The organism is Amycolatopsis sp. NPDC050768, assembly GCF_040654155.1.
Classification (GTDB): Bacteria; Actinomycetota; Actinomycetes; order Mycobacteriales; family Pseudonocardiaceae; genus Amycolatopsis.
Genome location: NZ_JBFAHL010000022.1, coordinates 57,821 through 70,818 on the forward strand (window position 1 = coordinate 57,821; position 12,998 = coordinate 70,818).

A 12,998-nucleotide genomic window follows, 5' to 3' on the forward strand; every position below is an offset into this window, starting at 1 on the left:
ATTGACGTTCAGCTAGGAGACCTGGATGAAGCTCGGCGTAACGCTGCCCCAGAACTGGAAGTTCGACCCCCGCACCGACCTGGTCCGCGGCGCCCGCGAGGCCGAGGAGATCGGCTACGACAGCGTGTGGGTGGCCGAACGGGTGCTCTACCCGCAGGACCAGACGGGGATCCACCGGCTCACCGAGTACGGCGACGGCGCCTGGCCCGACGTCTACCGCAAGGTGCTCGACCCGCTGGTGGCGATGACGATGGCCGCGACCGTCACCTCGCGGGTCCGGATCGGCGCCTCGGTGCTCCTGCCGCCGCTGCACATGCCCTACCGGCTGGCGAACTCGCTGGCCGCGATCGGCGCGATCAGCGGCGGCCGGGTGATCGCGGGCCTCGGCACCGGCTGGTCCGTGGACGAGTTCGCCGCCACCGCACCCCGGCCCATGAAAGAGCGCGGCGCCGCCCTGGAGGAGTTCCTCGACGTGGCCGACGCGGTCTGGGGCCCGGACCCGGCGTCGTTCGAGAACGAGCGCTACACGTTGTGGCCGGCCGAAACCGGCCCCAAACCCGCCGAGCGGATCCCTGTGTTCCTCGGCGGCTGGTCGGGCAAGCCGCTCGAGCGCATCGCCCGCCGCGCCGACGGCTGGCTTCCGGTCATGGTGCCGCCCGCCCAGGTCGCCTCGACGCTGACCGACCTGCGCAAGCAGGCCGAGGAGCACGGCCGGGACCCGCAGGCGATCCGCTGCATCGCGATCATCGCGCTGGGCGGCGAGTTCGTGCGTGTGGACACAGCAGATCGCCCGCCGTACCAGGGCAGCATCGAGCAGATCCTCGGCGACCTCGCCGAACTGGGTGGCGCGGGAGTGGAGGAGTCGGTGCTGACGCTGCCGAACATCTCACGCGACATCGAGGAGTACAGCGACCTGCTCGCCGAGTTCCACGCGGCGTTCGGCGCGGCCGGGATCTGATCACCGGGTCTTTCGGCGTCGCCCGGATGCCCCCGACGCCCCGGTGACCGGGGACGTCCGGGCAAGACGACTGCTCTGTTCGTGTCGTTCCGTGGTCGAGTGTTCACTCACGGCGCAACTTCGGGACTAGGGTCCGGTTCGATCTTGCGTCGAGGTGGAGGTGGGGCTCGGTGACGGTCAACAGGCGGGGATTCCTGACGGGCGTGGCGGGTGCGGTCGGGGCCGTGGGCCTCGGCCCGGCCGGCGTCGGGCTCGCGGTGGCCGAGCCCCGCGCGGGTCAGCCGCTCGCGGTGCGCCAGGGCACGAACGTCGCGGCGCAGGTCTCCCCGGACGGCCGCCAAGTCGCCCTCGACCTGCTCGGCGTCCTGTGGCTCGTGCCGGCGCGGGGCGGGCAGGCCAAGCGCCTCACCGGCGACCTGTTCGACATCGCGATGCCGACGTGGTCGCCGGACAGCTCCGCGCTGGTGTTCCAGTCCTACCGCGAAGGCAGCTTCGACCTGTGGACGATCCGGGCCGACGGCACCGGCCTGCGCCGTCTCACGAGCGGGCCGTTCGACCACCGGGAGCCCGTTTTTTCGCCGGACGGCAAGAAAATCGCCTACTCGTCCGACGCGCCGGGCAGCTACGGCATCCACGTGCTGGACGTCGCGTCGGGCCAGGCCACGCTCGTCACGGACACCGCCGACGAGGAGTACGAACCGGCGTGGTCGCCGGACGGCAGCAAGCTCGCCTTCGTGGCGGCCGGGACGAGGATCGACGTCGTCCCGGTCGCCGGCGGCGCCCGCAGCACGTTCGCCACCGAACCTGGCACAGTGCTGCACAGTCCGATGTGGACGCCAGACGGCGGCGACCTCGTCTACGCGCGGTACTCCGGTGGGGTGCCACCGATCGCGGTGGGCGCCGCGGAGCTGGTGCGCGGCGGGAAACCGCTGTTCACCGGCGAAGACGTCTTCCCGTTCCGCGTCTCGTGGCTCAACGCGGACGAGTACCTCTACACCGCAGACGGTGCGCTGCGGCGCCGCAAACTCAGCGGCGGTGCTGCGACGGACGTGCCGTTCACCGCTCCCGTCACGGTCGCAAAGGGCCCGGTACACGCCAGACCGCGTGACTTCACTTCCACCAAGCCGAATCCGGTGCTCGGCATCGGCAGCCCCGTGCTCTCGCCCGACGGCCGGAGCGTGGCTTTCCGGGCGCTCAACGACATCCAGGTGATGGAGCTCGGCCGTCCGCCGCGTGCGTTGACCGGCGACGGCTGGTGGAAGAGCGACCCCGCGTGGTCACCGGACGGCACTCGGTTGGCGTACTCCACCGATCGCGGCGGCACGCTCGACCTCTGGATCCGCGACCTGAAAACCGGGCAGGACCGGCAGCTGACGAACCTGCCCGGCCTCGCCGCGGTGTCGGGCACCTGGTCGGCCGACGGCACGAAGATCGCGTTCCTCGACCAGACCGGCGCGCTGCACACCGTCGACGTCGCGACGGGGGCGGTGCGGCAGATCTTCACCGCGACGTTCGAGCCCGGGCGCCCGACGTGGTCGGCCGACGGCAAGGTGATCGCGCTGGCCGCGGTGAAGCCGTTCTCCGCGCGCTACCGCGAGGGGCTCAGCAAGATCCTGCTGGTGGACGTCGCGACGGGCCAGGGCCGTTACGTCGACCCGATGCCGGAGCGATCGCTGCAGACCCGCGGCGACGACGGGCCGGTGTGGTCGCCGGACGGGCGGCGGATGGCGTTCGTGGTGGCCAGCGTGCTGTGGGTGGTGGACGTGCACGCGGACGGCACCTTCGCCGGGAAACCGCGGCAGATCACCGACGAGGTCACCGACGCGCCGAGCTGGAGCGGCGACTCGCGCACGCTGCTGTACCTCAACAACGGCCGGCTGCGGCTGGTCGCGGCTTCGGGCGGGAAGCCGAGCACGGTCCCCACGAACCTGACCTGGACCAACGCCCGCAGCCGCGGGCGCGTGGTGGTGCGGGCCGGGCGGATGTGGGACGGCACCTCGCGCACGCTGCGGTCCGAGGTGGACATCGTCGTGGACGGTGGGCGGATCACGAGTGTGGAACGCGCGGGCAGCGGGCTCGACGGCACGGTCGTCGACGCGCGCGACGGTGTGGTCGTGCCCGGGATGATCGACATGCACAACCACCGCCAGATGCAGGGGTACGGCTACGGCGACCGCCAGGGCCGGCTGTGGCTTTCGCTCGGTTTCACCACCACCCGCTCCCCCGGCAGCCCGGCGTACCACATGGTGGAGGAACGCGAGTCGATCCAGTCCGGCGCTCGGCTCGGGCCGCGGTACTTCGCGACCGGCGAGGCGATCGACGGTTCGCGCATCTACTACAACTTCATGCGCCCGACGTTCGACGAGCGCCAGCTGGAGCTCGAGCTCGAACGGGCGGAGAAGCTCGACTACGACCTGATGAAGGCCTACGTCCGGCTCAGCCCCGAGATGCACCGGCGCGTGATCGACTGGGCCCACGCACGGCAGCTGCCCGTGACGTCGCACTACCACCACCCGGCACTCGCCTTCGGCGGCGACGGCATGGAACACATGGGCGCCACCAACCGCCTGGGCTACTCGCGCACGGTGTCCCTGCTCGGCTCCGGTTACGACGACGTGGTGGAACCCTTCGTCCGCCGCGGCGCCGCGCGCACGCCCACGCTGTTCGCCGCCAGTGCCCTGTTCCGCGACGACACCAGCCTCGTGACCGACCGCCGCGTGCGCATGCTGTACCCGGCGTGGGAGTACACGTCGCTGCAGAACTCCGTCACCGCCGCGAAATCCGCCGACCAGACCGCGCTGCTGGACAACCTGCGGCGCCAGGTCGCCCAGGCCGCCGCCATCCTGCGCGGCGGCGGCCGCGTCGTCACCGGCACCGACTCCCCCATCGACCACACCGCCGTGAGCACGCACATGAACCTGCGCGCGATGGTCAAGTACGGCTTCACCCCCTACGAAGCGCTGACCACCACCACGAGCATCGCCGGCGAAGTCCTGGGCGAGCCGCTGGGCCGCATCGCCCGCGGCTGCTACGCCGACCTCGTCGTCCTCGGCGCCGACCCGCTGACCGACATCACCGCTGCGGCCGACGTCCGGCAGACCCTGGTGGCCGGTCGCGTGCACACGGTGGACGACCTGCTGGCGCCCTTCGCCTCGGCGTCACCCTCGTCCACGACCGTGGTCAACACCCGGCTCGCCCCGATCCCCGACCACCCCGCCAACGCCGCCTTCTGGTGGCACGACCCGCATTACGTCGCCGCGGCCCGCACGTCGTGCTGCAGCGGGCACTAGGGCGCCACCCGGCGAGCGCCGCGATCCCGAGCACGACGAGCCCCACCACCCGCCACCTTGACGACCTCAAGTCCGATGTAGACGAGGTGCGCGCGGCTGCGCCGGCCCCCATCGCCGGCCGGCACGCGGTCCGAGCGGCGGTTCGGCACCGGCCGCACGGCGGGCCGGCCGGCCACTCGTGTCTCCTGTCCTGAACCGGCGGATCCGGACAGGCTGACGCCGCTGTAGCAAAAGGATCTTCGGTTGGGAAGATCTATTACTCGACCCCGATGTGTTGATACGGTCACCGCCGCCACAAGCACGCGATGTACCACGGGTCTTTCGTCCGAAGGGTCGGAGTATGTGCCAGTTGTGCGGTTCCGAAGCGCGGGAAAGCTCCGCGGTCTCGAGGCGGACGTTGTTCGCCGCTGCGGCCGGGCTCGCCGTGACGCCGATGATGCTCGGGACACCGGCGAACGCCGCCGCCCAACCGGGCGCCGGCGCCGGCGCCGGCGCCGACCTGATCCTCCACAATGGCCACGTCGTCACCGCGGCGCTGCACGGGCGCACCGCGCAGGCGATCGCGATCCGCGGCGGACGCGTCGAAGCGGCAGGGACGTCGAACCAAATCCTGCGCCTGGGCGGGCGGCACACTCGCACCGTGGACCTCAAGGGCCGCGCCGTCTTGCCGGGGCTCATCGACAGCCACCTGCACCAGTTCACCTCGGCGCTCGACCGGCCGAACGTGTCGCTGCTGGAAGCGCGCAGCATCGCCGACGTCGTGGCGGCCATCGGCACCCGGGTCGCCGCGAGCACGTCCGGCGCGTGGGTGCAGGCGCGGTCGGGCTGGCACGAAAGCCTCCTCGCCGAAGGACGGCTGCCCGCACGGGCCGAGCTCGACCCGGTGTCGCCCGAGAATCCGGTGTTCATCCCGCGCGGAGGCCACGTCGCCACGGTGAACAGCCGCGCGCTGGAACTCGCCGGCATCACGCGCGACACCCCCGACCCGACGGGCGGCGTCATCGTCCGCGACGCGAGCGGCGAACCCACCGGAGTGCTGCTGGAACGCGCGCGCTCACTCGTCACGCCGTTCCTGCCGGCCCCGCCGTCGGCCGACCAGCAGCGGCAGCAGCTGCGCGATCAGATGGCCGAGCACAACGCGCTGGGCATCACCGGCGTCACCGAGCCGGGGCTGGACCCGTCGCAGATCGAGATCTACACGCGCCTGTGGCACGACGGCGAGATGACCACGCGAGCGCACCTGCTCTGGCGGATCGCGGCGCTCGCGGACGTCGACGCGGCCGTGGCGGCGTTCAAGCCGCGCACCGGCGACGACATGCTCCGCTTCGACGGCCTCAAGTACCTCTCCGACGGCGGCGTCGAAGGCGGCTTCCTGCGCGACCCCTACCAGCTCGTCCCCGGCGAGCAGACCAGCCCGGACTACCACGGCGTCCAGCTCCTGCCGCCCGGCGGCAAGGACGAGCTGACCGAGATGTACCTCCGCGCCGCACGGCACGGGTTCCAGGTGCAGACCCACGTGGTCGGCGACGCGGCGATGGACTTCATCGTCGACGTCCTCGCCACCGTGCACCGCGACACGTCGCTCACGCACCTGCGCTGGGTGCTGATGCACCTGTTCCTGCCCAGCGGCCCGAACCTCGCGCACATGCGGAAGATGGGCCTGCTCGCGAGCGTGCAGGACCACCCCGTGCTGCTCGGCGCCAACCAGGTCAAGTGGTGGGGCGCCGAACGCGGCTCCCGCGCCGTGCCGATCCGCGACATCCTCGACGCCGGCCTCGTCGCCGGCGGCGGCACCGACGCCCCCGTGGTCCCTCCCAGCCCCCTGTGGTCGCTCGGCTGGATGGTCACGCGCGAGACCCTCAAGGGCGACGTCCTCGGCCCCGAACAGGCCATCACCGCCCGCGAGGCCCTGCACCTCTACACCCTCGGCAGCGCGCAGACGCAGTTCGCCGAACACACCCTCGGCACCCTCGACCCCGGCAAACTCGCCGACCTCGTCGTCCTCGACGCCAACCCGCTCACCGCCGACCCGGGCTCGATCAAGGACCTCGCCGTCCAGATGACCGTCGTCGGCGGGCGCGTGGTGCACGAGGCTTGACCGCAACGACCGAGGCCCGGCCAACCGGCCGGGCCTCGGTGGAGAACTTCAGCGCCAGCCGAGTTCCGGCGCCACGTGCGTCAGGATGCTCTCCAGCACGTGGGCGTTGTACTCCACCCCGAGCTGGTTCGGGATCGTCAGCAGCAGGGTATCGGCGGCCTCGATGGCCTCGTCCTCCTTGAGTTGCCGCACGAGCTCGTCGGGCTCCGCCGCGTAGGAGCGGCCGAAGATGGCGCGCGTGTTCTCGTCGATCATGCCGACCTGGTCCTGCGAGTTGCGGTCGCGGCCGAAGTAGGCGCGGTCGAGGTCGTTGGTGAGCGCGAAGATGCTGCGGCTGACCGACACGCGCGGTTCGCGCTCGTGGCCGGCCTCCTTCCACGCCTCGCGGTAGGCCTCGATCTGCTTGCGCTGCTGGACGTGCAGGGGTTCGCCCGTCTCGTCGTCCTTGAGGGTGGAGCTCTGCAGGTTCATGCCGAGCTTCGCGGCCCACACGCCTGTCGCGTTGGAGCCGGAGCCCCACCAGATGCGCTCGCGCAGGCCGGGCGAGTGCGGTTCGACGCGCAGCAGGCCGGGCGGGTTGGCGAACATCGGGCGCGGGTTCGGCTGCGCGAAGCCGTCGCCCTCGATGACCTTCAGGAAGACCTCGGCGTGCTGGCGGGCCATGTCCGCGTCGGTCTCGCCGTCGGCGGGGGCGAAGCCGAAGTAACGCCAGCCGTCGATCACCTGCTCGGGGGATCCCCGGCTGATGCCGAGCTGGAGCCTGCCGCTGGAGATGAGGTCGGCCGCGCCGGCGTCCTCCGCCATGTAGAGCGGGTTCTCGTAGCGCATGTCGATCACGCCGGTGCCGATCTCGATCTTCGAGGTGCGGGCGCCGATGGCCGAGAGCAGCGGAAACGGGCTGCCGGCCTGCCGCGCGAAGTGGTGCACGCGGAAGTAGGCGCCGTCCACGCCGAGCTCCTCGGCCGCCACCGCCAGGTCGATGGACTGGTGCAAGAAGTCCTTCGCCGACCGGGTCTCGGAGTGCGGGGTGTCCGACCAGTGGCCGAACGAGAGGAAACCAATGTTCTTCACGCCTGTGGAAGCGTACGCGGGCCTCGGTTGATTCCCGCGCGCGGTGCGGCTCACGTCCTCGCCGCGGGTCGCCCCGGCCGGTAAACTGACCCCGGAACGCACACTGGGGGTGTCGTCGTAGATCCGCTCTCCTCCGCGCTGGTGGCCTCGCTGGGTGCCACCTTCTCCGCGCTGTACCAGTGGGCGGTCGAGCGCGGGGCCGACAAGCTCACGGCTCAACGCCGGGCGCGTGCCCTGGGCGACCCCCACCGGCAGCTGGTCGCGGCCGAGGAGGACCTGGCCGAGCTGCGGCGGGTCGAGTTCCCGGCCGTGTCCGACGGCGACTGGCAGGCCGCGCTCGACGCGGTGGCGGTTGCCCTCGACGCCGCCGATCCACCTTCCGGCCGCGCCGTTCAGCGGCCGCGTACGAGTGTCTCCCGGATCACCGAGGTCTGCCGGCTCACCGCTCCTTGCCCAGGTGGGGCACGGTTTCACCTGAACTGACACAGCGATTCGCCATGCCAGGTCACGGGGCCGCCGGCACCGCGGCATCCGAAGTGACCCTCACAACCTGGCTGTCTCGAGCGGTTTCCCCCGCGTACTGCCGGACGCCCCGGCGCCGCAGCGTCCGAAGACAACCGCGGGCATAATCTGACGATCGTCCCACCCGGAATCCGGCCGACACTGCCCGCGTGATCAAGCACCCATCACTCGCTGCCGTGATCGGCTACTGCTCCTGCCGGATGCGGTGACGTAACCATGAAGCCGGGGGTGACGATACGGGCGTGACGATGTCCGCGTCGGGCCGGGCAGGTCAGGAGAAGCAATGGCAAAGCGCGTGCTCGTGGCTGCGACCGTCGCGGCGCTGGTGGCACTCGTCGGTCTGGGCACCGGGCTCGTGATCAATGCCGCGAGTGCATCGCCGCAATGGCCCGGGCCGCTCGATCACCTTCGGCTCCACCCGTGGGCGACAATCGGGATCCTCACCGTGGTAACGGTGGTCCTGGCCGTTGCCGTGGTCCTCGCCGACCGCGACGCACCCCCTGACGACCCTCCGCCTGCCCCCACCTCCGAAGCCGGCTCAGTGACCAATACAGCGACCGGTCCCGTAAGCCAACTCGTGCAAGCCCGCGATATCCGCGGCGATGTGTACTTCGCGCCACCGCCGACCGACGACATCGAGTTGCTGCGTACCGTCACCGAAGCCCACCGCAGGCTCCTAGCGGAAAACACCAAGCTGCCCGCCGCTGACCAGCAAATCACGATCCCGCGCCACGAGATCCGCGAGATCGAGGAGACCGATGGCGATTTCGTGCTCACCGGTGATCCCGGCTGTGGAAAATCGGGAACTCTCAGCGTTCTCGCGCGGACACTGACCGATCGGCGGGAAGACGTGGTCATCCTGCTCGCGGACGCGCTGGGCCCGGACTCACGAGTCGTCAGTGCCGGCGGCGAGCTCGGCCAGCCGCTGAGTGCCGTGCTGAAGAGCTGGGCCGGCGAAGGCCGCGCAACGGTGCTCGTAGATGGGCTCGACGCCGCCCGCGACGGCGCCCCGAAGTGGCTGGCCGACCTGGTCCGGGAGCTGGCGGGGACCCGCTGGCGGGTCGTTGCCACGATGCGGCGATTCGACCTGCGCTACAGCACGACGTGGCAACAGGCCTTCGCCGGGACCCCGGTGTCGGCCCGGGCGGAGAACCAGGACCGCGACCTCGCCGGCGTCCGGCATTTCGTGCTGGGCGATCTCTCGACCGACGAGCTCACCGCGGGAACAGCCGCAAGTCCGGCTCTCCACCGGCTGGTGGCAGGTGCCGACAGGCACTTGCTGGATCTGCTCCGCACGCCATTCACCTTGAAGCTGGCCTGTGAGCTCCTGCAATCCGGCACCAGCGAAACCGCCCTCGCCCACACGCGCGACCAACTGGAGCTTCTGCAGCGTTACTGGCGCCAACGGGTCCTGCCGCAACCCGGCGCGGACGCCAGGGTGCGAGTGCTGAAGACGCTCGACAAAGTCATGCTCAGAAGCCGCCGGCTGCAGGCCGCGCGGCAGGAGGTGCCGGACGCCTTCGTCGGTGCGAGCGACGAGCTGATCGAGTCCGGAGTTCTGCAGGAGCGGCCCGCAGGACTGCTGGCAACCGGATCGCCACCCGTTGCGTACTCCCATCACATTCTGTTCGACTATTCCGTCGCCGCCTTGGTCCTCACCTCCGACGGCGAGTCACGGCTGCTCCAAGCCCTGGCCGAAGACCCGAACCTCGTGATTGTGGCGCGCCCGAGCGTCGACCTGCATCTGACTGATCTGTGGCACGCCGACGAGGCACGGTCCAAGTTCGCCGTGGTCGTGGCAGAACTGGCAACCCACGGCGACAGTCTCGCCGGCATCGCCGCGGCGCGGACACTGGTCGTCAACGCCACGACGGCGGACGACCTGCGCTGGCTCGCTTCGACGAGCATGGACGTGACGGCTGCCCTCACCGGCTGGGTCGTCGGGATCCTCGAGGCCATGGACGAGGAACTCGAACCCCGGCTCGACGTGTGGGCCGCGCTGATCTCGACGCTCGCCGAGCGGCTCGCGGCACAATTCGATCTCACGCTGGCACACCAGCTTCGTCGTCTGCTGTGGAAGGTCGAGAAGCTGTTGCCCGAGAACCCAGGAGACCTGCCGGCCGCATCGATCTGGGCTGACGCAGCGAGCCGCCTGATGGCGGCCGTCCTCGCCTCACCGAGCGACCGAGCGGATCTGGCCACGGCTGTGACTCCGTTTCTCCCGCATGCTGTCGCGATAGACGCAGCACACTCGGCCGTTGTTCGGCGGACGCTCGAGCCCGACATCATCGAACGGTGGCACCCACGCTACCTTGAGTCCTATGTGGACAGGATCGGCGAGATCGCAGTCCAGGACCCCGAACTCGCGACGGACATCCTCGTGACCGTGCTCCGGGTCCGGGAAGATCGCGAGGACGTCACGGCATTCGGCAGTCCGGTCCTGCCGTTGACCAGCACCCGCCGACAGGAAGCCGATTTCGTCAAACACCACGTCGGCTCGAGGTGGCCCGCATTCCTCGCGGCAGTGGGGCTCGGGCGGGCCGTCGCGGTGCTCGCCGCTGCAACGCAACTGCGCGACGGGGAGTGGTCAGGCTCCATGACCGGCTACCCGCTGCGTGTGAGCTCGGTTTCAGGGCGGGTCGACCGGCACCATTTCGATCTGGAGCCCGGTCCCGGACACGGCGTCGCCGCTGAGCTGACGTCCCGTTTCGCCGGTGCGCTGCGCGAAACCACGTCGACCGGGTCCGCGCTCACCGCCGTCGTCGAGCAGCTGGTGGCACAACTCCGTCACCCGCAAGCCTGGGCTCAGCTGCTCCACGCAGCCGCCGCACAGCCCCAGACCGTCGGCAGGGCATTCCTTCCGGTCCTGGCCACCGGTGGCTTGATCGCGCACCACGAGACCAGAGCGGCCGCGACGGACCTGATCACCGCGCTCAGCCCGCTGTTCCACGGTTCGGACCACGAGCGGCTCGAAGCGCCCATTCTGGCGGCGGCCGAGCTGGCCCGCACCTCCTCGGCCGAGCGGGCGGAGCGTCTTCTCGACCAGGTCGTCGGCCGCCTCGACCCCGATCGCGTCCGTGATCCGACGCTGGCGGCCCGAGCGCGCGCAATCCAGGAAACCGGTGTGCCGGCTCTTCCCGCGCCCGCCCAGGTCACCATGGTCCACGAACCCACGACCTTGGACGAATACCTTGGCGCGGCGGGCGACGATCAATTCGATGCCGACCAGAGAAAAGCTCTCGAAGCCTTGCGCCATCAGCTCGACGGCTTGCCCTCGAGCGCGTCTACCGCCCAACGCGAAGCACTCGAAACTGCTCTCCGCTCGGCAGTCGGAGTGTTCGAGCCGGACTACCGCGGATCGGGCGCAACGCTGATCTTGCGGGCTGTCGCCGCTCTCTTCCAGCCACCACCCGAGCCGGGCTCCGCCCTCGCGAGCTGGCTGATGCCCCTCGTCCTCGCTGCTGCTCGGCCTCCTGAAGAGGAGCCCAGCTCGTGATGTCCTGGTCCGACACCCCGGAGTACACAGCCATTGACGTCCTCAGCCGGTTGTGGAACGAACCTGCCTGGCGCGCTTCGGACTCCGCAGGCCGCATCGAATCCGTGCTGCGAGCCAAGCTTTCCGATCAGGACGACGTCGTGCGGTATCACGCCGCTCGCGTAGCGGCTTCGCTGGCGGCGGACGGGCTCGCGTTCGTCACGGAGCTTCTGCATGCCGAGTACCGGATCGAGGTCGCCACCGTCCTGCTCACGCAGCTGGGACAGTTCAGGGACGAACGACCCGCGGCAGTCGACGAAGTCGTCAGGACCCTCGCCGGAGGCGAGCCATGGGCCACACTGCTCGCCCAGTCCGACCGCGACTCCGACCTGGTCGATGCTTTCGGCGCGATCACGTCGCTCGTCTTGTACCTGGCACTTCGCCATCAGACACCGGCGGCGAGCTTCCTGGCGCGGAAATGGATGGACGAACCCACCGCAACAGAAGCGTCCCGTCGCGCGGTCGTCCAGCTTCGCGGCTGGCTCCGCCGCCCGGGCGACGAGCGGCGGAGAGCGTTCGAGCTGCTGGATGTCGCTGTCAGCAGGCTGACCACGCTGCGAGAGTCCGGCAAGGACCAGGCTGAAGTCTTCCGGCTGGCCGACACCGCGGCCCACACCCTCTACTCCGCGTCGGGCGCATACGCGCCAGGTGACGAACCTCCGTCGCCGCCCGACCCCGGATTCACCGAGGAGGCGCTGGTCGTCCTTCAGAAGCTGGCGCAGTTCAAGTATCCGGCCCTTACCCATGTCGTCGTCGAGACGTCGGCACACCTCGCGCCCGACTCTCCCGCACGTGTGTTCCACGTGGTTGCCGCCGCCGTCGGAAACGGCGATGAATACACCTACGACACCTTGGCGGCGGACGAGACGATCTCTTTGGTCCAACGCTACTTCACGGAGTTCAGCTCCGCCGTCATGGCCGACGACGACCTGCTGAGCGCCGTTCGATCGGTTCTCGGCGCGTTCGTGTCCGTCGGCTGGCCCTCCGCGATCTCGCTCGCGTACCGCCTCAGCGACACTTTCCGTTGAAGCGCGTGAACGCCCGCAAGATCGTTCCAGCCGGGAGACGGCTTACGAATCGTGTGGTTCAGCAGCCGGTGAGATGTCGCGTTCCGCTCCCACCGAGGGATTAACCGCACTGCGCCGGGCGCAACCACTCCACGTGCAGGATCCAGCGCTTGCCGGCCTGGCGCAGCCAGCCCGAAGCGGTCACCGGGCGCAGGATGCTGGCCCGGGTCAGCGCCGTGGGGTCCGACGGGAATTCGAGGGCGACGCAGTCCCCCGAACCGTCCAGGACGACGGCCAGGTCGAGCCGCCCGTCTTGCGCGGCGCGGACCTCGAGCACCCCCGTGACCACCACCCGCAGGCCGGCCCGGGAGCCGATCGTGCCGGTCACCCCTTCACTCCTCCCCGACTGCTCCCCTTGCCCGCCAGGGTGCCCTGGCACCGCGGCCCGTCGCATCGGGGTGAGCCCGGGCCTTGGACCCCAGTCCCGACCGCCCCGGTGGGTCCACCCGGGGGTTCC

General features: G+C 70.3%; 8 protein-coding genes. 6 read left to right on the plus strand and 2 right to left on the minus strand.

Annotated elements, in window-relative coordinates; translation table 11 throughout:
• Positions 1–25 precede the first annotated feature (25 nt).
• The 3 genes from AB0H62_RS42825 (at position 26) to AB0H62_RS42835 (ending at position 6,346) form a co-directional block, all read left to right on the plus strand.
• Complete coding sequence (locus AB0H62_RS42825; RefSeq protein WP_360592110.1) at positions 26–958, plus strand: TIGR03619 family F420-dependent LLM class oxidoreductase; 933 nt, start codon at positions 26–28, stop codon at positions 956–958.
• A gap of 170 nt (positions 959–1,128) precedes the next feature.
• On the plus strand, positions 1,129–4,248 hold the full coding sequence (locus AB0H62_RS42830; RefSeq protein WP_360592111.1) for an amidohydrolase family protein: 3,120 nt from the start codon (positions 1,129–1,131) through the stop codon (positions 4,246–4,248).
• Positions 4,249–4,597: 349 nt separating this feature from the next.
• Entirely contained in the window at positions 4,598–6,346 is a 1,749-nt protein-coding gene (locus AB0H62_RS42835) for an amidohydrolase (RefSeq protein ID WP_360592112.1), read from the plus strand.
• Between the two features lie 48 nt (positions 6,347–6,394).
• Here the strand turns inward: AB0H62_RS42835 and AB0H62_RS42840 are convergent, their stop codons facing one another.
• The gene (locus AB0H62_RS42840; protein ID WP_220240423.1) at positions 6,395–7,417 is read right to left on the minus strand and encodes an LLM class flavin-dependent oxidoreductase; all 1,023 of its coding nucleotides are present in this window, start codon (positions 7,415–7,417) and stop codon (positions 6,395–6,397) included.
• 141 nt (positions 7,418–7,558) lie between these two features.
• On the opposite strand from AB0H62_RS42840, the gene AB0H62_RS42845 reads away from it, so the two are divergent.
• The 3 genes from AB0H62_RS42845 to AB0H62_RS42855 all read left to right on the plus strand — a co-directional run bounded on the left by AB0H62_RS42845 (position 7,559) and on the right by AB0H62_RS42855 (position 12,502).
• Positions 7,559–7,900 (plus strand): hypothetical protein, encoded by a 342-nt coding sequence (locus AB0H62_RS42845; protein WP_360592113.1) that lies wholly within the window; start codon positions 7,559–7,561, stop codon positions 7,898–7,900.
• 322 nt (positions 7,901–8,222) lie between these two features.
• A complete protein-coding gene (locus AB0H62_RS42850; RefSeq protein WP_360592114.1) occupies positions 8,223–11,435 on the plus strand; it encodes a hypothetical protein in 3,213 nt (1,070 codons plus the stop codon).
• A complete protein-coding gene (locus AB0H62_RS42855; RefSeq protein WP_360592115.1) occupies positions 11,435–12,502 on the plus strand; it encodes a hypothetical protein in 1,068 nt (355 codons plus the stop codon). Before AB0H62_RS42850 ends, AB0H62_RS42855 begins: the two co-directional genes overlap by 1 nt.
• 100 nt (positions 12,503–12,602) lie before the next feature.
• Here the strand turns inward: AB0H62_RS42855 and AB0H62_RS42860 are convergent, their stop codons facing one another.
• A complete protein-coding gene (locus tag AB0H62_RS42860) occupies positions 12,603–12,869 on the minus strand; it encodes a hypothetical protein (RefSeq protein ID WP_360592116.1) in 267 nt (88 codons plus the stop codon).
• Positions 12,870–12,998: the final 129 nt, after the last annotated feature.